The organism is Providencia sp. AGC89, from assembly GCF_053543535.1.
The window spans coordinates 66,277-89,485 of record NZ_JBIXLP010000066.1 but is presented as its reverse complement, the minus strand read 5'-3'; the positions used below and the strand labels follow the sequence as shown (position 1 = coordinate 89,485).

The 23,209-nt window shown below is 40.6% G+C and carries 20 protein-coding genes and 1 pseudogene; 14 read left to right on the top strand and 7 right to left on the bottom strand.

Annotated features, from left to right (window positions below; translation table 11 throughout):
- Nucleotides 1-387 (bottom strand): annotated as a pseudogene (locus tag ACIPUA_RS13135) (IS1 family transposase); the annotation flags it as partial.
- Nucleotides 388-441: 54 nt separating this feature from the next.
- On the opposite strand from ACIPUA_RS13135, the gene ACIPUA_RS13130 reads away from it, so the two are divergent.
- The 14 genes from ACIPUA_RS13130 to ACIPUA_RS13065 all read left to right on the top strand — a co-directional run bounded on the left by ACIPUA_RS13130 (nt 442) and on the right by ACIPUA_RS13065 (nt 14,897).
- Complete coding sequence (locus ACIPUA_RS13130; RefSeq protein ID WP_449059767.1) at nt 442-732, top strand: FliM/FliN family flagellar motor switch protein; 291 nt, start codon at nt 442-444, stop codon at nt 730-732.
- Nucleotide 733: 1 nt separating this feature from the next.
- Complete coding sequence (locus ACIPUA_RS13125) at nt 734-1,399, top strand: EscR/YscR/HrcR family type III secretion system export apparatus protein (RefSeq protein ID WP_042843350.1); 666 nt, start codon at nt 734-736, stop codon at nt 1,397-1,399.
- 14 nt (nt 1,400-1,413) lie between these two features.
- Nucleotides 1,414-1,683 (top strand): type III secretion system export apparatus subunit SctS, encoded by a 270-nt coding sequence (sctS, locus tag ACIPUA_RS13120; protein WP_042843351.1) that lies wholly within the window; start codon nt 1,414-1,416, stop codon nt 1,681-1,683.
- Complete coding sequence (gene sctT / locus ACIPUA_RS13115; protein WP_071547587.1) at nt 1,683-2,477, top strand: type III secretion system export apparatus subunit SctT; 795 nt, start codon at nt 1,683-1,685, stop codon at nt 2,475-2,477. The genes sctS and sctT overlap by 1 nt, the downstream gene beginning before the upstream one ends.
- A gap of 33 nt (nt 2,478-2,510) precedes the next feature.
- Complete coding sequence (locus ACIPUA_RS13110) at nt 2,511-3,593, top strand: EscU/YscU/HrcU family type III secretion system export apparatus switch protein (RefSeq protein WP_071547588.1); 1,083 nt, start codon at nt 2,511-2,513, stop codon at nt 3,591-3,593.
- 133 nt (nt 3,594-3,726) lie between these two features.
- Nucleotides 3,727-4,245, top strand: coding sequence for a type III secretion system translocator chaperone SicA (gene sicA / locus ACIPUA_RS13105; protein WP_048605511.1), 519 nt, complete (start codon nt 3,727-3,729; stop codon nt 4,243-4,245).
- Between the two features lie 10 nt (nt 4,246-4,255).
- Complete coding sequence (sctE, locus tag ACIPUA_RS13100; RefSeq protein ID WP_449059766.1) at nt 4,256-6,673, top strand: type III secretion system translocon subunit SctE; 2,418 nt, start codon at nt 4,256-4,258, stop codon at nt 6,671-6,673.
- A 17-nt stretch (nt 6,674-6,690) separates the two neighbouring features.
- Nucleotides 6,691-8,010 carry a type III secretion target, IpaC/SipC family protein gene (locus tag ACIPUA_RS13095; protein WP_449059765.1) on the top strand — a complete coding sequence of 440 codons (1,320 nt, stop codon included), beginning with the start codon at nt 6,691-6,693 and terminating at the stop codon, nt 8,008-8,010.
- Nucleotides 8,011-8,012: 2 nt separating this feature from the next.
- Nucleotides 8,013-9,080 (top strand): hypothetical protein, encoded by a 1,068-nt coding sequence (locus ACIPUA_RS13090; RefSeq protein WP_449059764.1) that lies wholly within the window; start codon nt 8,013-8,015, stop codon nt 9,078-9,080.
- Nucleotides 9,081-9,132: 52 nt separating this feature from the next.
- On the top strand, nt 9,133-10,890 hold the full coding sequence (locus ACIPUA_RS13085) for a hypothetical protein (RefSeq protein ID WP_449059763.1): 1,758 nt from the start codon (nt 9,133-9,135) through the stop codon (nt 10,888-10,890).
- On the top strand, nt 10,887-11,129 hold the full coding sequence (locus ACIPUA_RS13080) for a phosphopantetheine-binding protein (RefSeq protein ID WP_048605503.1): 243 nt from the start codon (nt 10,887-10,889) through the stop codon (nt 11,127-11,129). The genes ACIPUA_RS13085 and ACIPUA_RS13080 overlap by 4 nt, the downstream gene beginning before the upstream one ends.
- A 289-nt stretch (nt 11,130-11,418) precedes the next feature.
- Entirely contained in the window at nt 11,419-12,804 is a 1,386-nt protein-coding gene (locus ACIPUA_RS13075) for an MFS transporter (RefSeq protein ID WP_042843359.1), read from the top strand.
- 80 nt (nt 12,805-12,884) lie between these two features.
- Nucleotides 12,885-13,886, top strand: a complete 1,002-nt coding sequence (locus tag ACIPUA_RS13070; RefSeq protein WP_155405698.1) for a LacI family DNA-binding transcriptional regulator — start codon at nt 12,885-12,887, stop codon at nt 13,884-13,886.
- 24 nt (nt 13,887-13,910) lie between these two features.
- Nucleotides 13,911-14,897, top strand: a complete 987-nt coding sequence (locus ACIPUA_RS13065) for a nucleoside hydrolase (RefSeq protein ID WP_048605499.1) — start codon at nt 13,911-13,913, stop codon at nt 14,895-14,897.
- Between the two features lie 37 nt (nt 14,898-14,934).
- On the opposite strand, the gene ACIPUA_RS13060 is transcribed toward ACIPUA_RS13065, so the two are convergent.
- From ACIPUA_RS13060 to ACIPUA_RS13035, 6 genes are all read right to left on the bottom strand, one after another.
- Entirely contained in the window at nt 14,935-16,323 is a 1,389-nt protein-coding gene (locus ACIPUA_RS13060; RefSeq protein ID WP_048605497.1) for an amidohydrolase family protein, read from the bottom strand.
- Between the two features lie 152 nt (nt 16,324-16,475).
- Nucleotides 16,476-17,426 carry a carbamate kinase family protein gene (locus tag ACIPUA_RS13055; RefSeq protein ID WP_048605495.1) on the bottom strand — a complete coding sequence of 317 codons (951 nt, stop codon included), beginning with the start codon at nt 17,424-17,426 and terminating at the stop codon, nt 16,476-16,478.
- Between the two features lie 76 nt (nt 17,427-17,502).
- The gene (locus ACIPUA_RS13050) at nt 17,503-19,065 is read right to left on the bottom strand and encodes a xanthine permease (RefSeq protein ID WP_042843365.1); all 1,563 of its coding nucleotides are present in this window, start codon (nt 19,063-19,065) and stop codon (nt 17,503-17,505) included.
- Between the two features lie 264 nt (nt 19,066-19,329).
- Entirely contained in the window at nt 19,330-20,745 is a 1,416-nt protein-coding gene (locus ACIPUA_RS13045) for a YlbE family protein (protein WP_042843366.1), read from the bottom strand.
- A complete protein-coding gene (gene fdrA / locus ACIPUA_RS13040) occupies nt 20,745-22,295 on the bottom strand; it encodes an acyl-CoA synthetase FdrA (protein ID WP_449059762.1) in 1,551 nt (516 codons plus the stop codon). The genes ACIPUA_RS13045 and fdrA overlap by 1 nt, the downstream gene beginning before the upstream one ends.
- Nucleotides 22,285-23,208, bottom strand: coding sequence for a DUF2877 domain-containing protein (locus ACIPUA_RS13035; RefSeq protein WP_449059761.1), 924 nt, complete (start codon nt 23,206-23,208; stop codon nt 22,285-22,287). Before ACIPUA_RS13035 ends, fdrA begins: the two co-directional genes overlap by 11 nt.
- Nucleotide 23,209 lies beyond the last annotated feature (1 nt).

The following is a 23,209-nucleotide window of genomic DNA, read 5'->3' as shown; positions in this document are numbered from 1 at the left end:
GTTCCCAGGCATACCAAAGCCAGCGTTGTTGTTTCTTATTAGCCACAAAAGACCACTGTTCATCGACTTCACAAAGGAGTTCAATGTGCAAATTATCAAGCGGTAAAGACGTTACCTGCTTCGGCGAGAGTTTTTTAAAGTACGAACAACCGCATTAATGCTGATATGAAGGGCCCTAGCAGTATCACGAATACCGGCATTATTCATCGTGAGGTCGATAATTTTATCTTTAGTTCCGGGTTGGCAAGCACGATATTTATAATCGAGTTGGAAGCTTCGGCAGCAATCTTGGCAACGATAACGTTGATGACCAGTGCTACCTAATCCATGTTTTTTCACTGGGAGCGTTTGTTGACAAAATGGGCACCTTACATCGACTTTAGCCATGAATATTCTCCGATAAATTACCCTATATTACAGGTTAATCACCGGATTGAATACATGACCCAACCGACAGAAGAATATCAAGATGAAATTGAACGCCCATTTAATTTAGCAGATATGAATGTCAAACTTACATTTGTATTAGGTCATAGTGATATTGCGGTTACTGAGCTTAATAATATCCAACCAGGTTCTATTTTTTCTATTGGGGAAAATAAAGAACGCGAAGTTAAAGTCTATGCAAATAAGCAACTCGTTGCTGAAGGTGAGCTTATTTACTTAGGTGATGATAGTGAATTAGGTTTGGAAATCACTCGCATAATTAGCCTAGGTGACTCAAGGGTTTAATATGCCAACGGTACCACAAGAAATCCCTTTATTAGCATTAGTTGCATTTTCAACATTATTACCCTTTATTATTGCCGCAGGAACATGCTATTTAAAAATATCGATTGTATTAATTATGGTTCGTAATGCAATGGGTGTACAGCAAGTTCCTTCGACCATGGTATTGAATGCAATTGCTCTATTATTATCTCTATTTGTGATGATGCCAGTATTGCAGGACGTGAATAACTATATGCGCCAAGAAAGCGTCGATTTTAGTAATGTTGAATCGATTGATAACTTTGTTGATGACGGGCTAGGACGCTATAAAACGTATTTGCAAAAGTATTCTGACCCACAATTAGTGACTTTTTTCGAATCCCTTCAACAGGGGCGTACTGAAGACGAAATTAGTAAAGAAGAAGCCGAACCAACATTATTTTCATTATTACCTGCTTATGCGTTAAGTGAAATTAAATCTGCATTTGAAATTGGCTTCTATGTGTACTTACCATTTGTTGTTATCGACTTAGTTATTTCCAGCATTCTATTAGCATTGGGAATGATGATGATGAGCCCTGTAACTATTTCAGTTCCTGTGAAATTAATTTTGTTTGTTGCTATTGACGGATGGACGTTAATTTCCAAAGGGTTGGTAATGCAATATTTTGAACTTGCACAGCATTGACGTGGGATATTGATATGGATGAAATTGTATATATCAGTAATAAAGCAATGTTATTAATTGTTGTTTTATCAGCAATCCCTGTCATTGTTGCGACGGTTGTCGGGTTATTAGTAGGGTTAATACAAACCGTGACCCAACTGCAAGAACAAACGCTACCTTTTGGCGTTAAGCTATTAGCTGTATTTGGTTCGTTATTTATGATCTCCGGGTGGTTAGCCGATAAGGTAATAAATTATACAATAGAGGCAATTACCATTGCGATACCTGCGGTAGGGTTACTCTAATGAGCCAAGAGTTAGTTTCGCTGGCATCATATTTGTTTTTTTTGTTTCAGCAAGAACTCATAAAACTAGCATTAGCATGGTTACGAATAGCGCCCGTGATGTTCTTTTTGCCTTTTTTTAGCAATAAGCTATTAAATGGAGGGGTCATCAAAAACTGTGTAGTTATGTATATTGCATTGGGGTTATGGCCATTTTTTGCAGGGGCAAATATTCAATGGGATCAAACAAATTTAGCTGAAATTTTTTTATATGAAATCGTAGTCGGTTTAATATTGGCTTTCATCTTAGGTTTACCTTTTATGATCGCAAGTGTGATTGGTGAGCTAATTGACACTCAGCGTGGTGAAACCATTAGCAGTATTGTTGACCCTGCAAGTGGGACGGAAGCGTCTGAACTTGCTGTTTTCTTGAGTTACATTGTTTGTATGGTATTTTTAGCGCAAGGAGGGATGTATCAACTTTCTGTAATTTTTGCACAAAGTTATCATTTGCTGCCATTGGGGCAAGGGTTTTCCTCTTTTAATAGTCTGCCTCTGGGGGAATGGTTGAATAACATGGTATTAAAAGGTGTTATTTTAGCTGCGCCGATTATTGTAACTTTATTTATTACAGAGGTTGCACTAGGTTTATACTCCCGCTTTTGTCCTCAATTAAATGCGTTTTCATTATCATTGGCAATCAAATCAATAATTGCATTTATTGTATTCTTACTTTATTTTCAAAATGAAGTGCCAGATATATTAGTAAATATGATTTCATTGTCACCATTACAAAGTGTTTTTCTTGCTGATTAATTTTAATTAGGCTAAGAACTATGGTGAAAAATTATGGCAGAGAAAACAGAGAAGCCTACTGACAAAAAAATTAAAGACTCCGCTAAAAAAGGGCAAAGTTATAAAAGTAAAGATTCAGTAGCAGCAATTGTATTAGTCGTAAGTGCTTTTGTATTCGATGGAATGACAAGTTTAGAAGACTTGGCATTTTTAATGAGGAAAATACTACAATCACCGTCGAATATTAATATCGATACTTTACTCTGGGAATTTTTTGTTATTTTTATTGGTGTTTTATTACCTATTTTACTAGCATGTTTTTTAGCTGGAACAATAATTTCATTATTACAAAGCCGTTTTAGGCTCGCAACAGAAGCAATAAAGCTTGATTTTACTAAATTAAATCCTATCGCGGGCTTAAAAAAAATATTTTCTTTGAACTCACTAAAAGAACTGATCAAAGCATTTTTATATTTAATTGTATTTATTGTATCTGCAGTGGTCTTTTTTTATCTTTGGCGGCACGATATTTTTATGCTTTATCGTACTGTCATCGATGGGATGATCCATCAATGGGCAAGCTTATCGACTACATTTATTGTGGTATTTTTGTCTGTTGCATTGTTGATTATTTTAGTGGATATGATCACTGAGTTTTTCTTATTTATTAAAAACTTAAAGATGGAAAAACAAGAGGTTAAAAAAGAGTATAAAGATAACGAAGGGGACCCTCATATTAAAAGTGCACGTAGAGGGTTGCATCAAGAGTTGTTATCAGAAGAAGTTAAATCTAATGTCCGTAATTCGACATTTGTTATGGCCAACCCCACTCATATTGCAATGTTAATTTATTATGATTCAGATATTGCTCCATTACCCTTTTTACTGTCAAAAAGTCGAGGTATGCAAGCTAAAGCTATTATTAAATATGCTGAGCAACAAGGTGTCCCAGTTGTTAGGGATATTCCTTTAGCAAGGAACATTTGGCGGTTATATAAGAAAGACAGTTTTATAGATGAAAATGGGTTAGAGGAAATCATGCAAATTATATCTTGGTTAATTAGGGTCGAATTAGTGAAAATGGGAATAGATGTGGATGAAGCTTTGAATGAATTAATGGGGAAGGAAAGACATTGATTTATAATTTTCTCGAATGAAATTAAATAATTCATAGAATAAATCGTTTTTTTAAAGCCAAAACAAATCTGATTAATTATGATGCAAAAGTAAAAATGCATCATATATTCAATATTAATGCAAAGGTAAATAAATGAATAATACCCAATATGAAGAATCACAAAATATTGATATGGACGAATTGCTCGGAAATATCACAACAGCACTAATGGATGGTGCGACTTATAAAGATATCCATGGTATCCCACAAAGTACAATGGACGGTATCTATTCCTATGCTTACGAATTTTATCAGCAAGGAAAATTAAAAGAGGCTGAAACTTTTTTCCGCTTTTTAAGTATTTATGATTTTTATAATACAGATTATGTCATGGGGCTTGCTGCAGTTTATCAATTAACGAAACGTTATGACAAGGCCACTGAATTGTATGCTTTAGCGTTTGTTCTTGCCAAAGACGACTACAGGCCATTATTCCATGCGGGGCAGTGTAATTTAATGATGAAGAAAAGTAGTGCGGCACTGCATTGCTTTGAAAGTGTATTGGAAAGCAGTACTGATGTTGATTTACAAAACAAATCACAGGCTTATTTAACGGCATTAAAGAAAAATCTTGCAACAGTAGAGCCCACGGACCCAAGCTCTAATACTTAAGGATATAAAAATGGTTGATATTTCAAATAGTGGAAATAGCGAACGAATAAAAAATATTCACACTTTTCTGAAGGGTGAGAACCCGTTAGCTTTGACGGAAGATATCACGAAATCAGTTCTAGTCTTAGAAGAAGCCTGCGGGGCATTAGCTTCAACAGAACAAATGAAACGTTCTCGTGCTGAAAATTCGCCACAATTAAATGCACCAAAAATGCGGACGATGGCTAAAACAGCAAACCCGCAAGGGGCAAATTCGCCTCAGCAAGAAAAAAGCTTTAATGCAAAGGCGTTACTGATAGAAACTTTTTCAACAATACGCCAATTGTTGCACGAAGGGAATATTAGTGAGTTGAGTAACAAAATAAAGCTACTGAATGTAGAGTCTGAATCAATCAGAGAACAAGGTAATATCCTTTTAGATACTTTTAAGAAAAACACCGATGCATTGAGTAGCTTGCATGACCAATTTGAGGAGCAGCAAAAAGAAGATAAAACACTGCGAGCGGAGTTAAATAGCTTAAACAGACAATCTGATTCTTTACAAGAACAGTTCGAACAGGCTGGCCTTAAGCTACAAACTGCACAGGAACAATTAGCTGAAATCAATGAGTTAATTACCATACCTCCAGTCAACTCCACCGATGCAGAAGATATTGAAGCATTGAATAAATTGTCACAGGCAAAGCAATCTTTAACTCAGACAATTGAAGGGTTAACCAGCCAAAGCAATAAATTATTAGCAGATAAGCAACAGTTAAGCCAATCAATAGCCACGCTAAATCACCAAATCAACCTATTAAATATTCAAGTACTGGCAACAGCTGAGTCGGTAACAAAACAGGCGGAAATTGCACAGGAAGATAGCCATAAGCTAAACCAGTTCTTTGAAAATGCACCACGCAGACCTGACATTGATGGTGATAAATGGGAGAACACGTTAGCACTTTTAACCATGCTAACAGCCCAGCTTAAAAAAGCGATGAACGAAGACTCTATTCGTAGCATGAAAGAGCAAGAAGAGGTCATGATGAAAATCAATGAAGCCTCTCGGAAAGACTCAGAGAAAAAAGCCAAAGAGGCCGCGGAAGCTGAACGTAAAGCGGCAGAATCAAATAAAGCCGCTTCTTGTGCGAGTAAAATTTTCAGTTATGTCTTATTGGCTGTTTCAGTGATTGCTACGGTGGCAACTTTTGGTGCTGCTGCACCGTTGACGCTTGCTATTGCCGCCATTGGGATTGCGATGTCAGTTGCAGATATTGTTCTGGAGGAAACGGGACATGGCAGCTTAATGCAAATGCTGGCAACTGAAATTTCTTCTGTAGTAACCGATATGCTGATTGAGTTTGGTGTTGATAAAGATAAAGCGCAGCAGATCGGCAGCATTGTTGGAATGATTGTTGCCGCGGTAGCGTTCTTAGCTGTCTCATTAATTTCAATGGGGTCGATGATAAAAAACATTGTTAACACAGTGAAAAGTGCCGCTAAATTATTAATGAAAAACGTGGGGGCATTGCTAAAAAATACCATTAAAGCAATGCCTAAAAACCTAACGAATGCATTAGGGAATATTGCAAATAATACTGCCAAAGTAAGTGATTCAGTTGCTGATAGCGCAGACAGTATGGTGAAACTATCTAAGTTGGCTAAGTTATCGGATAAGTTTGATGAGGCAAAACATGTCACCAAAGCGATTAGCCAAGTGGTGGCTAAAGCTGAGAAATCCTCAGACTTAGTCTCCATTGGTGGGCAAATGGTAAAAGTGAGTGATTCTGTTGCTGACAGCGCCGATAGCATGGTGAAACTATCCAAATTAGCTAAGTTATCAGACAAATTTGATGATGCAAGTCAGGTAGTCAAAACCATTGGTCAAGTGGCGGCTAAAGCTGAGAAAACCTCAGACTTGGTCTCTATTGGTGGGCAAATGGTGAAAGTTGGTGACTCCGTTGCGGATGGTGCAGGTAGCGTTGCGAAATTAAGCAAACTCACTAAGTTAGCTGACAAAGTTGATGATGTGAAAGACGCATCTAAAGCCGTTAAGCAGATAAGCCAAAAAGCGGATGATGTTGCTGATGCTTCCTCTCAAGTTGAAAGCTCTGTAAAAGCGGTTAAAAGCCAAAGTACTACAATGGCTCGTGTTGAAGTCGGAATGAAAGCGACAGGGGCTGGTTTAACAGTTGCTAATGCCGCAACAACAGGTGGGCTACGTTTGAATTCTGCCGCTTATATACGTGATATGAAGGAAATGTTGGCAGGCATGATGTTGAATAATGAAACCATTCAAGCGATTACAGAACTTCTTAATGCACTAATTAAAGCGATGTCAAAAAATAGTGAACAATTTGATGAAATGTTTACTGGCATGTTGACGTCCTTAAAACAATCTGGTGATAACAAAGTTGAAATGTTAAAAACCGCGCGTTTTGCATAAATTTCGGAGAAAAAATAATGGAACCTATTAGCTTAAATTCAGAAAGAACTAATTTATTCAGTGGTATTACACAACATCTAAATTTAGATGGAGTGCAAGGTTCAGCAGGCTTGATGAATTCAGCGGGAGTAAAAGAAATCAGTTTACTCAGCCTTCCGCAGGACATTATCGAGTTAGGTAGTGAAAAGCCACCATTGAAAGCAGCGACAAACAGTCTTGATGAAGAACAAATATTAAATGCAATCGAGCAATTAGGCTCAGCAGAAAAAAGGGCCTTATTAAGTGATATTCGTCAGTTTTTTTCAATTAGGCCAGAACAAATACAGCAGGCAGTAACGCATGTTTTAACGGAAGAGAAAACGGCTATTGCGCAAGCTTTCCAAAGTGCGCAACTGCCGGATGAAATGGAAATTAAGCAAATTTCACAAGCTATTCAAGTAATGATTGGTAGTTCATTTTTAAAAGATTCTGTTAATGGAAATACATTAACGGAAGTGAATAATAATGAGGTGAAGTCAGCCAACGAAGCAAAATCAAGTCAATTTGTGGGAATTATAAGTAGTGATATCTTGATTGAGTTATCTAGGATTATCCGCAAAGTATTGTCTGAAATAAATATTTCAGACCGCCGAATTAGCGCCGATTTTTTAATGCTGAATGCAAAAATGGTAGAAGCTGCAGCAGAGTCGACGATTAATGAAGGTAAACAGATGATGATAGGCGCTATTGCTGGCTTTTGTACTTCTATGGCTATCAGCGCTGCTGGTGCTGGTTTTCAATTAAAGTCACTGAGGACTCAGAATCAATCGATTAAAAATAATTTAACAAAAGCAAACCAAAATGCAGGAATTACAGACAAGTTAACGGAACTTAATAAAACGAGTAATGCATTAGCAAAAACGAGTTCATTAAGCGTGAAAGGGAAAGATGGACGTACTTTTGAACTAGTGGATACTCCAAGCGCATCACAAAAAACAATAGCGAGTCAACGTGTCGCGGAGAGCGCTCAACGGACAAATAGGTTATCGCAATCCGAGTATCAAAAGCATGATCAAATAATGAATAACGAGCGTACTAAAAGTAGTATTGCTGAACAAGGAGCCCGTTTATCAGATAACGCAGGGCAGATGGCTACTTCAGCGAATCAAATTAACGTTAAAGAGGAAGAAGCTAATAAAATGCAGCAGCAGTCTGTTGCGGATATTGCTCGGTCTATTTCTGCGGATAAAGATAAGCAGATTGATAAAGATAAAGACCTTGTAAAACAGATGCACGAACATTTACGTGAGATCCATGAAGGGCAGTTAAGAACATTTCAGTGTGTCGTTAGGGGTTAGCTATGCCTGATAATCTAAAAGCGAACTATTCGAGTTTTACGCATATAGGTATCGTAGGGCAATCGCTGCCAGAAAATAATAATGTCAAAACCCCCCCCCATTATGGGGGGGGGGATATTGATATCGATCTAGATACCGATTTAGACCCTTACCAACGAGGGATTAAATACGCGAAGGATAATAACTTACCTATCACTGAAACAAGGTATCGTGAGGAAGTAGTGAGTAGTAATTTAGATGAGATTAATGAGCAAGAGAAGGAGATTAATCGCCAGACGAATTACTCCGATGATAGCGTAGCGGCCGCACGCACTCAGATGAGAATGCTAAAAACAAATAACAATAACAGTCAACCTATAGAGAATGGGCGAGCACATATTGAAGCTGTGTATGGCCTCGTCGATAATATCCATATTGGATATCAAAAACAGTATGGGAAAATTATTAAGGCGACCACGGCATATATGCAGGAAGTTAATACGGCATTGGGGAAGTTGTCTAACCATATAAAAGATGGGGATGCTGGTAAAATTAAATTTAATGTGTACGATTTTGCTATGGATATGGATAAGGTGAGCAGTAAATATTTTGGGGCAAAATATAATGGGGGAAAGATGGTTCAAAAAGATTGTCAATACTATTTTAAAGATTGGGTTCCTGGGAAGCCAGGTAAAAAAGGTGACCCAAAAGGAAAGGTACCAGTACTTATTGAGTTTGTTGCTGATGATATACAGAAAGCATTTTGGGAAAAAAAACTCTCATCTCAAGGGTTGATTGTAAAATATAATTCAGGAAAGGTGGAAATCTACCCTGACCCTAAGCCTCTAACAGATATATTTAATACATTGCAAGGCAATTCTACATATTGGTCACAAACCAATGACATTCCGGCACAAGCATTACAAACTACACAGACTGCTCTTGATAGCCACAAAAATGTTATCAATAATAGTGTTTCTCGTTTATTGGAAACATTCCGCCAAGATAATAGCCATTTTGAAACGTTGACTCAGCTGTTGATTCAATTAATTAAAGACTTGAATCAAAATAACCTTGCGCTAATTAATTAATTAATTTTCGGCTTAATAAAATCGATATCACTAATTATTGTGAGGAAGCTCTATGCCTATAACAAATGCTTTAACCAAACCTATATCATTATCTCGCACAGCGTCTTCTGAGAGTCTGATACAGAATAATGATACTGTTTCATCTAATATTTCATCAATTAGTTCATCGGGTATTGCAGGGAAATTGCCTGTGAGCACAGAAAAAACAAGCAATGCTGACTCTAAAGAATTTTCTATGAGTAAGGAGACGCTACATGCATCTAATATTGAAGCACAAGCAGATAATATTATTAAATTATTACATGGGAAATTACCCAATATTACGCCTGAGGCAGTTAAAAAAATATTGAGCTACACAAACTTTAATAATTTGGAAGCTCAAAAGCTAACTTATTGCCCTGCAGGTAGTTTGATTCTATTAACGTTATTACGCTCCAATGAAGTAACTGAAGGTTTATTGGATTCAGCGGCGAAAATGGTTGAACACCTAATTAATAAAGGTGATAAGGCTGATAATTCGTTATACAAATTAGATCGTGAATTAACAAAAACATTATCATCAATTAGCAATGATAGTATTGTAGAAATACAAGATAGATTTAAAGAGCGCTATATTAGACCTAGTTTTGAAACATTATTAAAAACTTATCTACCCATGGAGGTAATTGATAAAATCCCAATGGAGAGTTTTTTACTTTCTCAGTCATATCAACAAAAACAAGAAAGAATTCTAACTTTTAAAAATAGTCATCAAAATGATATAAGTAGCGATAATAAAAAGCCCCCCGTTGATAAGGCGTGTTATGTCTCGGAGATATTTTGTGCTTTAGAAGAAAGCTTAGAAATATTGAGGACGTTGAAAGTATCAGTTCATAGGGAAAGCCGTCCTTCTACTGTGAATACAAAACTTCCAAAGGTGCCTGCTTCGGATGAGGTTGATGGGCCAACCGCATCACCACAGCCAGCTTCAACACCATCAAACCCTATTGCAGGCATCCATAATACAACGATCAATAATTATTTTTATTTATCTTGTGGCGAAAATATTCAGCAGGTTAGTAATCAAGAAAAAGAAAATGATGATGTGCTAAGCCAACGTGTTGAAGCATTTTTTGCCAACCATAACCGAAACGCGACTGGGTTAGATCACCGCGCATTAATGCAACCCAAAGATCCGTTTATAACAGAGACTATATTGAGTACGTCATCGTCAGAGGCCGATGTGGATTATGATATGGACAATGCTAAAAACCAGGAAAATACTGAAGTAAAACAGCCTATTATTGAAAAGCCAGTTACGGCATCTAATAAGGTATCACCGTTGAATAATACCTCTTTGGAGCCACAGGATAGCTCTCACTTGATTAGGACTGAAGCTTTGGAAGAGTCTCGTTTGCCATCAGGGGAAAAATCCATTGAGGCGAAGCCAAAAACAACGGAGTTTTTCATTAACACTCAGCCAAAAAATGATTTTACGGTTAACCGTTACCAGAAAGATGAAAATAATCATTGGGTGCTGAAAAAACCTGATGCACAAAAACCAGTGATTTTAACGGCGAATGGAGCACTGACTCGTAATCAGTCAGATAAAGAGGTTTATCGTGGTGAACGTGAAGCAACAAAAGTCGTTGTGGATACTAGCTCACATCTCCCTAATGCGGGGTCGCTAGTGACATTAACTGAGCGTGGTGCACTGACGCGAGGCCAAGCGGAAAAAGAGCGTTATGCTGTTGCAACGGAAGAACAGATGAAACCTCTAAATGGTATTATTGGCTATCAGAACGCGGCGACTAAAGGTGGATCACAATGAGTCAAGTTCACCAACAATGGTTAGAAAATACTATTTATGCGCTGCGGGCTTATTCAGGTATTAAATTACAGGTTACGATGGATTCAAGTATTATCGAAGATCTGCATATTGACTCATTAGAAATGCTGGAATTGATAACGGAAATTGAGCGATACACTGGTTTGCCCCTTCTAGACGAAATCTGGATGAAATGGCGCTATTTACGCGATATTGTTAATTACCTATTGAGCGTGAAATGAAGATGAAAAGCCACTTACATATAAATAGTGGCTTTTCTATTTCCGTAATTAATATAACTAACATCGAGGTATTTTACATTTTCTGATTCTTTATGTTTTCCCCAAAAATTTCTTCTTTTATTTTCAGTCATATAAATTTCATATTTCTATCATCAAGTGATAATGCTCACAAAATAACATTCCCTCGTTTGCTTAATTCTACGCGCGTAGACTATCCTTTAAGTAAATAAAAATACCAGTTAGATTATTTTACAAATAGGCTTTGCGCCAATACCAAGGGTTTATGACTATGGCAACACATTTAAATACCGAGGCTAACCAACAAGCCGCACAAGAGCGGTTAAATACGCCTGAAGGGAAAAAAGATTTTCGCCGAGCGATTTTTTCCTGTTGGTTAGGGACAACCATGGAATATGCCGATTTTGCTCTCTATGGTTTAGCAGCAGGTATTATTTTCGGTGATGTTTTCTTCCCTGATGCGACGCCGGTTATGGCACTGTTATCCAGTTTTGCCGCGTATTCTGTTGGGTTTATCGCTCGCCCAATCGGTGCATTATTTTTCGGCTGGCTAGGTGATAAACATGGTAGAAAAATGGTGATGGTGATTACCATTGCACTGATGGGGATATCTACAACCCTAATTGGCGCAATTCCAAGTCACGCGCAGATTGGTGTTTGGGCGCCGGTTTGTTTGGTTATTTTACGGTTTGCTCAAGGACTTGGCGCTGGGGCTGAGCTATCTGGTGGAACTGTGATGCTCGGGGAGTACGCTCCGGTCAAGCGGCGTGGGTTAGTCTCTTCGATTATTGCCCTAGGTTCAAACAGCGGAACATTACTGGCTTCAATGATTTGGTTGATAGTCTTACAGTTAGATAAAGAAAGCCTCATGTCATGGGGATGGCGTATTCCGTTCCTTGGTAGTATTTTGATCGCGCTGGCAGCGTTATTTATTCGCCAACATATGCGTGAAACCCCTGTATTTGAACGGCAAAAAGCCCAACTGGCAGAGGAGCGTCGCCAAGCGTTGGCGTCTGATGCTGTAAGTCACCCTGTTGATAACCGTACCTTTTGGCAGAGAACGCGTGCATTTTGGACCATGGTTGGCTTACGGATTGGCGAAAATGGGCCGTCTTACCTAGCCCAAGGTTTTATTATTGGTTATGTCACCAAAATATTGTTGGTGGATAAATCGGTACCGACAACTGCGGTTTTAATTGCCTCGATCCTCGGTTTTGCCATTATCCCTTTTGCCGGCTGGTTATCTGACCGATTTGGTCGCCGTATTATTTACCGCTGGTTCTGCTTATTGTTAATGTTGTATGCAGTCCCCGCCTTTATGCTACTGGATTCACGGGAACCGCTGGTTGTGATCCCAACGATTATTGTTGGAATGGGGTTAGCATCTCTGGGGATTTTTGGCGTGCAAGCGGCATGGGGTGTAGAGCTATTTGGAGTACGTAATCGCTATACAAAAATGGCCTTTGCTAAGGAGCTTGGTTCTATTTTGTCGGGGGGAACAGCACCGCTTGTCGCCTCAGCGTTATTATCTTGGACTGGGCATTGGTGGCCAATTGCTATTTATTTTATGGGGATGGCATGTATTGGTCTAGTTACCACATTTTTTGCACCAGAAACGCGAGGCCGTGACCTTAACTTGCCAGAAGATGCAATATAAGTGAACGCCGGTGGTATATAAAAACCAGAGTGGCTGCTATTCTTTCGTAAGATAATAGTAAGTGAAAAAGGAATTGCTGCGTGCCTGATGTGAACTATCGTAAAGTGACGCGGGTAGATGTTGCCCGCGAAGCCGGAACTTCTGTTGCAGTGGTCAGTTATGTGATTAATAACGGTCCCCGTCCTGTTGCTGAGGCGACGAAACAGAAGGTGTTAGCGGCGATAAAAAAAACGGGGTATCGCCCGAATGGTATCGCTAAAGCACTGGCGTCTGGCAGTACACAAACCTATGGGTTGGTGATCCCTGATATCTCTAACCCTTTTTTGGCTTCTATTGCACATGCATTGCAACGTGAAGCTTTCAAGTATGGTCATGTCTTGTTATTAGGGGATGCAGGGGATTCCCGTGTGCGTGAAAAAGAACTGATTAACAACCTACTTTTACGCCAAGTCGAAGGGTTGATTTATACCAGTGTTGACCGTCATCCGTACATTGACCTGATCCAATCTTCGGGTACCCCTTGTGTGATGTTAGATAGGGTCGACCCTACCGAAGGCGTCAGTGCTCTTCAAGTCAATGAAAAGTTGGCAGCCTATAAAATCACTCGCCATCTCATTGAGCATGGTTTTAAAGATATTGGCATTATTTGTGGGCCGATTGAAATGCTTAATACCCAAGACCGGTTAAGTGGTTGGGAAAACGCTTTGGTAGAAGCTAACCTTGAAATACAGCAAAAATGGGTTATTGCAGGGCAATATACGCGTGATTGGGGTTACCAAGCTATCTATCAAATGCAGAAAATAGGGTTCCCTGAGGCCATTTTTGCAACCAATGAGTTACAAGCTTTTGGTTGTTTGAAAGCCTTAGCTGAACTAAAACTGCGGGTACCAGAGGACATTGCTCTGGTGTGTTTTAATGGTACTGTGCAATCGGAGTATACTGTTCCTACACTCACGACTGTTCGACAACCTGTTGATAAAATAGCAGAAAAAGCGATACAGATTCTACAAAACTGGCCAAATAAAGAAGCCATTTGTGAGGTGGACTTTGAGCTACAAATTGGGCACTCCTGCGGGTGCTGATAATGTATTATTTCAGGGAAATTTATGCGTGTAATTATTGATTGTGACCCGGGAAACGGCGTTGCAGGCGCGAATGTTGATGATGGGCTTGCTCTTGCACTTGCGATAGCAGCGCCAGAAATTCAACTAGAGATGATCACAACCGTTTCAGGGAATACGCCTAGTGAGGTTGGTTTTAATGTGGCCAGCCATTTAGTTAACTCGCTGAATGAGGACATTCCTGTTTACCGCGGGGCGTCATCGGCATTAATTGAAGCTAGCGGACCATGGCGCGAATTATTAGATAATGGCGCACAGCGGGCGCAACTTAACTATTTGTGGGATAACCTTCCCCCTGTACCTGCTTTACCTAAATCAGCACCAGAAGCAGCGTGGCGTATTGGTGAGCGGGTGTGTCAGAATCCGCATCAGGTCACTATTATTGCAATTGGTCCTTTAACCAATATCGCCATGGCCATGCAATTGTTCCCTGAAATGGCAGAGAAAGTGGCTGAAATTGTTATTATGGGAGCGGTATTTAATGTCCCTGGTTATATTAAAGATACCAATTTTGGGCTAGACCCAGAGGCGGCCCATGCGGTTTTGAATAGTGGTGCCAATATTACTTTAGTGCCAATGGATGTTACGGTACAAACACAGATGGTACAGAGTGACCTCGATAAGTTTTCTGTACTTCAATCCACATTGAGCCAATTTCTTGTTAATACTATGCGCCCGTGGATTGATTATTCCCGGGCTACGCGTCAGCTGGCGGGGTGTTGGATTCACGATGTGTTAACCGTTGCATGGCTATTAGATAAAAGCCTAGTAACCTACGAGAAAAAACAAGTGGGTATTGAGCTGCAAGGGGCATTACGTGGAAAAAGCTATTATTATGATGCGTTACGTTTACGAGTCGGTATTCCTGAGCCAATGGCAAAACCGATTACAGTATTACAAACTGTAGATAATCAAGGTTTACTGGGTTTAATTTTTGCCTCGGTTAGCCGATATACTGCAAAGCCAGCCTGAAGCTAGCGCCATTCGGCGCTAGTTCAATGAACTGACATTAAGCTATCGATTTTTGCATTGTGCCGTAGGCGAGTTTGCCTTTATGGAAAGAGGCATGCCTTGGTGAAATTCGCGCAACGGCCTCAGCTGAGCAAGATGCGTCGACGAGAACAAAGCTAGCATCATCGCCTTTGGTGGGCCAAATTTGCTGGCCTTTGGTATCTAATGGCAAAATATTCCCTGTCGCAATTGCTAAAGCGCGAGACAGTGCCAGTTCATCTGGGCGAGTATACAACTGAGCATACAAGTTGGCTTTTTCGAGCATATCACCCAGCCCAAACGGTGACCAATGGTCGATAACGCTGTCTGTTCCGGTCATCACAAATACGCCATTATTATTTAATATTTTCAATGGCATATGTAATGTACCTATCGGTACTGTTGAGGCGATAGTCATTTGTTGTTCCGCCAGTTGCCTTGCGGTTTTTTCGGCTTGTTCTGGGCTCAGTGTTGCAAGAGCAAAGGCATGGCTAATCGTTACTTTACCGCGCAAACTTGGGTTTTCATTCACTGTTTTGATCATATACTCGATGGCAGCAAAACCCGCAGGGCTGGTTTCATGTAAATGAATGTCTACGCCTTTATTATAATCGAGAGCGATTTGGAACATCGTATCGAGAGATTTTTCCATTGCCCCATCAACGTTAGTGGGGTCTAAGCCTCCCACATAATGGGCGCCAGCTTGCATGGCTTCGCGCATTAAGGGTTCTGATTTTGACAACAATAACCCATGCTGTGGGAAAGCGACAATTTCACAAGTTAAATCTTGTTGGTGTTCATTAAGTACTTTTTGTAGGGTTTCTAAATTTTTTAACCCAGAAACGGGTTCGATATTACAATGGCTTCTGGCAATGGTTGATCCATGGGATTGGATCAACGTGATCAGCGCATTGGCTCTTTCTTCGGTGAAGGGTTGCAGTTCAGGTAAAAGTTTCTGCTCTAGGGTGATCATATCCATAATTGTTTTACCTTCACGTGACTGTGGCGCTTGCCATGGCCCGCCATAGAAGGTTTTATCAAGGTGGATATGCATATCGCGAAACGCCGGTAGCATCAATTTGCCTTGAGCGTTATAAGCATTTAGCTGGTGATTAACATGTTGTTTATTCGGTAAAATGGCGACAATTTTACCTTGATCGATTTCAACCGTTTGCAATGCGGTTTTAGTGCCAATCACCGTAGTATCGCGGAAATTAAAGCCTATTTCGAGTAATACATCGTCAAGGTAATAATGGCTGTCGGTAATGCGAGTAATATCGGATGACATTGTGGGTTGATTTTGCGCGGATGCAATACCTGATACGGTACCAAAAAGGGTACAAGCAGCGGCGACTTTGGCGCTAGTGGAAAGGAACTCTCTTCTGCCGGATGATTGGTCTGCTTTCATAGAAACTCCTTGTGATCATGAAATAGAGTCGAATTTCCAGTTTTTGATCAGCAGTTCACCATCCAGATCGCTATTTTGCGATCTGGGGGTGATATTGAGACATTAACGAGAAACTCTAGCGTTCCAAAATAATGGTACGTTGTAAATAACCCTTACCCTTGGATGATATGGGTTCCCGTCTCACCTCGTAAGGCTTCCGGTAGTTTTTCTGGTGTGGTGATAATCACACGTTTACCGCCATTGGCAATAAATGACAGGCTCGCTTCGATTTTCGGTAACATACTGCCTGCGGGGAAATGGCCTTCTTCCATATAGCGTTGCATGTCGCTAGTGGTCGTTTCACCAAGAGCTTTTTGCTCTGGTTTACCGAAGTGAATGCAGACTTTTTCGACACCGGTAGTAATAATCAAAATATCGGCATTTAATTCTTTCGCCAGTAATGTCGTGGAGAGGTCTTTATCTATCACTGCATCAACGCTTTGGTAGCCACCATTGCCATTTTGAATAACAGGAATGCCACCGCCTCCAGCTGCAACCACTACGTAGTCATGTTCCGTTAAGGTACGGATCGCTTTTGATTCAACCACACGTTTTGGTTCTGGAGATGCGACTACTCGGCGATAGCCTCGACCGGAATCTTCGACAAAATGCCAGCTCGGGTTCGCTTGTTGTAATTCTTTAGCCTGTTGTTCTGTAAAAAATGCACCAATTGGCTTGGTTGGGGCGCTAAAGTTAGGGTCGTTCTTATCGACTTCAACTTGTGTAACAACTGTAATAGCTTGGCGATTGTGACGTTTCGCTAGCACGTTAGTGAGTGCCTGCTGAACTAAATAGCCAATGCCACCTTGAGTATCAGCGACGCAGTTAGCAAGGGGGGTTAACGGCAAACCTTCTGTTTCATGGGCTATTTCAGCGCGGCGTAGGTCTAATCCAACTTGGGGTCCATTTCCATGGGTCAAAACAATGTTGTAGTTGCCCTCAAGCATGTCACTAATATGCAGTGCCACTTCTTGAACGGCTTTTTCTTGAGCTTCGATAGACTGGCTGTTGTTATCTTTGATAATACTGTTGCCCCCGATGGCAACAACCACGAGTTCTTTCATTGTTAATGTTTCCTGATACAGAGATTTAGCTCACAGCCGGTGTACTGTAGACACCGGCTATAAAAGGTTGGTTTGATTACACTGACTTACTGAGTTTCTCAGATTGTTCAGCTTGTTGTTCTTCCACCGATTTACGGCTATCTAAAAAATATTTGAGTACAAATAAAGCTGCCATCATGAGGTAAGCGTAAACAAACATCAAGGTTGAACCGGTTGCAATTCCTACTGCTGGGGAGTGAATAATTCCAAAGAATACTAATATTGCGCCAGCTGCCGCAGCAATTGCCCCACGTAGTGGTTGGTTGAGGATAGCGAAGATAGCGATACAACCCCATAGCATACTTGCCAATGGCGCACCGTTACCTAAGTGTACAAGGCCTTGATAATAAACACCTTTGTGTAGTAATGTTTCAACGCCTATTGCACTTGCTGACGTCCCTGCGGCCCCCATCACACTGTTGACCATAGTGAGCGCCCAGTTAGCAATCCATGGGAATAGACAGATAAAGATAACAGGCACTTCAATCTTCGGTGTTTCTCGTACCACTTGGTTGGCAGTGACAACACCGATAAACACCAATATTGGTACGATAGCTGTCATTGGAATGATAGCGAGCATGAATGCACCGATACCAAACAATGGGACAATAAACATGGTGATACCTGATGCTAGCGTATAACCAACACTGGCCCCCATTGCTTTCCAGCCAGCATGCCCAACATAAACAGTGACTGGGAATGGGTTACCCATGAAGCAGCCAACAGTTGAAGATAAGCCGTTAGCTAACATAACCTTACGGGTATTGTATTCATCACCTGCAGCGTGAGCACTTTCAATGTTTTCAAGGTCAAAGATATAGTTTGCTAAGCCCAATGGTACCGCAGAAGCTAAATATGGAAGTGCATGCGGTAAGCCTTGGAAGAAGCTGTCAATATGAATCCCTGGAGGGTTAAAGCCGAATGACGCCATAGAGTCTTTTATTGCCTCTGCACTTTGCAGCCCAGAAGCCCACGCAAGTACTGTTCCCGCGATAAGCAATAATAAACCGGTAGGAATGCGTGCAAAGATAGGCTTTTTACCAAACCAGTTAATGAAAATTAATAATAAAACAATAAATGAAACGGTTGGTGCTTCAAAGGCTTGCAGCATTGGGTTCATTGCTAGCAATAATAGCCCAAGCCCAGAAAGACAAGATAACAGCACCGTACGAGGGATCATTTTACGGATAGTTTCGCCTAAGAATGAGCCACCAACGAGGATCATTGATTCAACGAAACACCAAACCAATGCGATTTGGATAGCAAACTCAGCATTCTGCGTGGTTTGGTACACCGGCATAATGACTAAGAAGGTCACGGTGAAGATAGAAGGTGCACTTGGCCCTGATGGCAGAGCGGTTACATCGCTGCGCCCTGTTTGTTTGATCATTTGCTGGCCAAAGTAAGCATAGCTAATACTGGCAAGTAAAACGGCGAGACCAAAAGCGGGTGCAATGCGACCATAAACAAGTTCAGATGGGATACCAACAACGAAAATTAATAAGCCCATCATGGTGAGTAGATTAGTTAAGTTATTGGTCATTAAGCCAAAATAGGCAGCCAAGTCCCCACGTTTCCACTTTATATTAAATATACTCATATAGTATTCCCCTGTATACCCGTCATACTTTGAGCCACAGCTGTGTTGGCTGCTCTTAGCTATCTAAGTCACATACATGAGTATGCTCCTTGGGATATCTTCGTTTGCCGCCTTGCTGCAACTCAAATTATTTAGGGTATACACGCTAGAGGGTGTATATCATGATATTCAAAGTTGCAGTTTATCTGTGTTGCTGAATATTCAGGGTATTTGTTTTATTTTTATTGCCCAACCGAAGTTGGGCGTCTTTTTTATGATTGAAAACTAAGCATATTTCTGTGCGTAGGCCAACATGGCTTTTTCAAAGCAATCAAATGGCGGGTGAACAATACCTGCTCCAATCATACCGATACCTGCATCTTTGTGGGCAATTGCTGTGTTGATAACAGGTAAAATACCGCTGGCTGAAACTTTGGTAATATCGATGGCTGTCGGGATACCCATAAAGCCGAGTAATGGGATAGTCACATTCGGGTTTTCACCGAGTGTGATTTCGCGCATTTGACGTGAGAAATCTACCGCCTCTTCTACCGTACCACCAACCAGCGCAACGATGGCAGGTGCGGTTGCCATTGCAAAGCCCCCAATACCGTAGGTTTCTGTGATTGCCGAGTCACCAATATCTAAGCCAGAATCCTCAGGCTTATAACCTGCAAACATTGGGCCGATAACTTGCTGTGAAGGCCCTGTAAACCACTGACCCGGTAATCCGCTGATACGTAAACCAAATTCATAACCATTACGAGCCATGGTGGTGACAACGGTACTGTATTCAATACCATGTGCTGCATCCATTGATGCTTTACACATTGCCATCCAAGTTGGGCCGGAGAAGTAATCACTACTTGCCACAAAATCAAACACTTCTTTTTGTTGTGCGACAGAGAAATCAGTTTGAATAATTCCTGTCGTTAATGCTTGGATCAGTAAGGTGGTACCAGCGTTATTACGGTTATGGCACTCATCCCCCATGTGTAAGGCTTGGGCTAGCATTAAACGCAGGTCAATTTCACCTACAATTTTCATTGCGTCGCGTAGCATTGGCCCTAATACATCACGCATCCAATTTAAACGGTCAATAACGCTTTGGTCATTGGCACCCATGCGTAGGATTTTCGCCATTTGTTCACTGAGGTTGGTGAATGCGCGGTTGCCATAGGTTTTGTTTTCAACGATATGCATAAACATAGATGCAGACGTTACCCCAGCCATTGACCCAACACAGTCGTGTTCATGGCAAGGGGAGAAAATAACCTCACCAGATGCCGCTACGCGCTCTGCATCGGCTAAATCTTTCGCGAGCCCTTCAAAGACCAGCGCACCAGTAACTGCCCCTTTCATAGCTCCACACATGTCTTTCCAAGCAACGGGTGGACCGGCGTGTAGGATGGTGTTTTTAGTCATGCCCGGTACCACATTAATCGCTTGGTCATAGCCAACTAATACTGGTTGGGATTGAATAATGCGCTCAAGGGCTTGTGCGTTAGCCGCTGCAATTTTTTCTTGTAATGCCGCATTACCTTCAATTTGGTCGAGGGCGCGGATCACTGCCACGTTCCCTTGTCCTGGAGGCGTCCAGTTTAGGTGAGTGACTGGAACATGTTGTTTTTTCAGGTCATCACTGAACATCTCGATGCCAACGTTGATAACATTTAGCGGTTGTTTAAATAATGAAGTCATTATGCGTTCTCCCCTTTCCACACAAACTCACGTCCTAATAAACCCGTATTGGTGCTGCTACTTGCCCAGATGACCCCTGCATCTGTCAGCATTTTGACTTGTGCATCCATGGATGGAGTATCTTGGTCCGTACCGAGTACATAGCCTAAAATTTCAAGTTCACGACCATCTTGTTTAGCGATGTTTTTAGCTTCTTTGATAGCATCAATCATGACGCCAACGGGGTCTTCGTGAGAACCGAAGCCTAAAACAAAGTCCATCATAATCACGCCGACCTCAGGGTCGCGAGCTTCTTGTAATAAGCGTTCGATACGGTTGGTCGGGTCGATCATTGGGTGAGGTTTACCATTAGTGAAATCATCATCACCAAAGTCGAGGAAAGTGTGAGCGATACTTTGATTTAAGTCTTTCAGGCGGTAGTCAGGGTTTGGTTGAATATTGCTGTAAACATCATCGTATTTTTCCAAAGCGGCAAACATCGCTTCATCGCATAGCGTTCCGCCACAGAATAAGCCACGTATATATTTTTGCTCAGGTTTGAGCTTCGCTCTGACTTCTTCAATTAAAGGCCAGTTTAGAGAATGTAAATCTAAATCTTCTTTACGAATACCCGTTAATAGCACTGCTTTTAGTGCCGCCTCTTTGGTGCTTTGTGCAAACGTTAGCCCAGTTTTATCTTCTGGTAGAGGCTGGCTACCTAAGAAACAAACAACGACTGGTTTGTGGCATTTTTCAGCTTGTTCTAGTACTTTCTTTGCAACAGCGGCGGCTGGTGGCTTAGAAATGAGGGCAATAACTTGGGTTTCATCATCGGCATCTAACATCTTTAGGGCATCAATCATCATGATCCCGCCAATTTTCTCACTTAAATCGCGGCCACCGGTACCAATTAGTTGAGAAACACCTGCACCAAATTCATGAATACGAACGCTGAGCTCTTGGCTGCCAGTACCGGATGCACCGATGATCCCAATGCTGCCACGGCGCACGCTATTACCAAAACACAATGCAGTGCCATTGATAATTGCGGTTCCGCAGTCTGGGCCCATCATGAGTAGACCTTTCTTGCTAGCGAGTTGTTTGAGTGCTAATTCATCTTCAATTGAAACGTTGTCAGAAAATAACATCACGTTGAGGTCGTTTTCTAATGCAATGCGGGCTTCACGGGCGGCAAATTGGCCATTCACAGAGATTACCGCAAGGTTAGCATCGGGGATGTGGGTTTTCGCAGAATTAACCGTGGCATATTTGGCTTCGTGTTGGCCACCACCTTGGTTTTTTTTATTAAATAAGTCTTCAATAGCAATTAATGTGGCATCGTTAGCATCATCGCTTGGCCCTTTAATGACAATCATTAAATCGCCATTTTTAGCCTCTTCCAATTCAGGGGTTAATAGCCCTAAATTTCTGAGTACGCCTTTATTCATTTCTGTTGCCATCGCAACAAAGGCTTGTTCAACATTATCAAGTTGATTGGCCTTTGTTGAAATAGACATCAGTGACACGGAATCAAAATAAGTATTCTTTTTTATGACAACTTTAGTCGACATAGTTTTCTCCGAAATAATGGGTGAGATACAGGGCATCACGTAAGCCAAATAGCATGTCGCTGCCAGAACTTGACCCGATATTTAAAATCTCTAAAAATTGTGGATAAATATTTGTCTCTTTCGCATCAACTAACATTTGAATTAATTGCTGCATATTTTCACGATATTCTTGGTTTAAGGCTTTCTCTAGGGTTATGGCACTTATAGGCGTTGTTTGGCTTTTGCTTTGAATAATTCCTTGATAAAACTCAGGATAAAAAGCAAAAGCAGGGTGCTCCTTTAACAATAAAAATGCCATTAACCCAACTAAATAGTCATCACCGGATGGTGTTAAACCGATACCTAAGCCAACAAATTGGCGAATGATATGGGGTAATTTTTGTTGGTCTTTATTAATCAATAAATCAATCAGTTTTAACCGTAACTGAGCCAGTTGTTTAGCTATTGATAGATAAAAGACGTTATTTCCCTGATAATTAAATAGGGAATCCACATTATGATTTAAAATTATGTCCAAACTTTTTATTTGGTTTGCTATATATAATAAATAATCTGGGTTAGTTAATTTTTTATAATCAAAAATAATAATGGGTGATTGCCATTTTTTACATAACGAAAATGAAATTAAATAATTTTCATCAATAACCATTTCATTATCTGAAAAATAAATTGGGTCTCCTACTTTTAAGGTTAAAAGAGAAAAGTCTTTATTTATTAATCGGCAACTATTTGGTGCATTGTCTAACTGAGAGCTTAATAAAGTATAAAGAATATTGCCTATTGAGATATTTATCGCTTTATTGAAAACCTGCTCTACTTTTCCTGTAAGCTGCGGCTGATGTAAAACCTGAAGAAAATGTGTATCAGCCGTAAGCCCGTATAACCTTTGCCGATGAGATATGGATGCGTTCACA

Bases quoted from the DNA above. Each gene is read 5' to 3' on its own strand.
- fdrA (WP_449059762.1), bottom strand. From the start codon at position 22,295: ATGTCGACTAAAGTTGTCATAAAAAAGAATACTTATTTTGATTCCGTG.
- sicA (WP_048605511.1), top strand. From the start codon at position 3,727: ATGAATAATACCCAATATGAAGAATCACAAAATATTGATATGGACGAA.
- ACIPUA_RS13055 (WP_048605495.1), bottom strand. From the start codon at position 17,426: ATGAAAGAACTCGTGGTTGTTGCCATCGGGGGCAACAGTATTATCAAA.
- ACIPUA_RS13110 (WP_071547588.1), top strand. From the start codon at position 2,511: ATGGCAGAGAAAACAGAGAAGCCTACTGACAAAAAAATTAAAGACTCC.
- sctS (WP_042843351.1), top strand. From the start codon at position 1,414: ATGGATGAAATTGTATATATCAGTAATAAAGCAATGTTATTAATTGTT.
- ACIPUA_RS13130 (WP_449059767.1), top strand. From the start codon at position 442: ATGACCCAACCGACAGAAGAATATCAAGATGAAATTGAACGCCCATTT.
- ACIPUA_RS13080 (WP_048605503.1), top strand. From the start codon at position 10,887: ATGAGTCAAGTTCACCAACAATGGTTAGAAAATACTATTTATGCGCTG.
- ACIPUA_RS13125 (WP_042843350.1), top strand. From the start codon at position 734: ATGCCAACGGTACCACAAGAAATCCCTTTATTAGCATTAGTTGCATTT.
- ACIPUA_RS13060 (WP_048605497.1), bottom strand. From the start codon at position 16,323: ATGAAAGCAGACCAATCATCCGGCAGAAGAGAGTTCCTTTCCACTAGC.
- ACIPUA_RS13065 (WP_048605499.1), top strand. From the start codon at position 13,911: ATGCGTGTAATTATTGATTGTGACCCGGGAAACGGCGTTGCAGGCGCG.
- ACIPUA_RS13045 (WP_042843366.1), bottom strand. From the start codon at position 20,745: ATGACTTCATTATTTAAACAACCGCTAAATGTTATCAACGTTGGCATC.
- ACIPUA_RS13075 (WP_042843359.1), top strand. From the start codon at position 11,419: ATGGCAACACATTTAAATACCGAGGCTAACCAACAAGCCGCACAAGAG.
- ACIPUA_RS13090 (WP_449059764.1), top strand. From the start codon at position 8,013: ATGCCTGATAATCTAAAAGCGAACTATTCGAGTTTTACGCATATAGGT.
- ACIPUA_RS13050 (WP_042843365.1), bottom strand. From the start codon at position 19,065: ATGAGTATATTTAATATAAAGTGGAAACGTGGGGACTTGGCTGCCTAT.
- ACIPUA_RS13095 (WP_449059765.1), top strand. From the start codon at position 6,691: ATGGAACCTATTAGCTTAAATTCAGAAAGAACTAATTTATTCAGTGGT.
- ACIPUA_RS13085 (WP_449059763.1), top strand. From the start codon at position 9,133: ATGCCTATAACAAATGCTTTAACCAAACCTATATCATTATCTCGCACA.
- sctE (WP_449059766.1), top strand. From the start codon at position 4,256: ATGGTTGATATTTCAAATAGTGGAAATAGCGAACGAATAAAAAATATT.
- sctT (WP_071547587.1), top strand. From the start codon at position 1,683: ATGAGCCAAGAGTTAGTTTCGCTGGCATCATATTTGTTTTTTTTGTTT.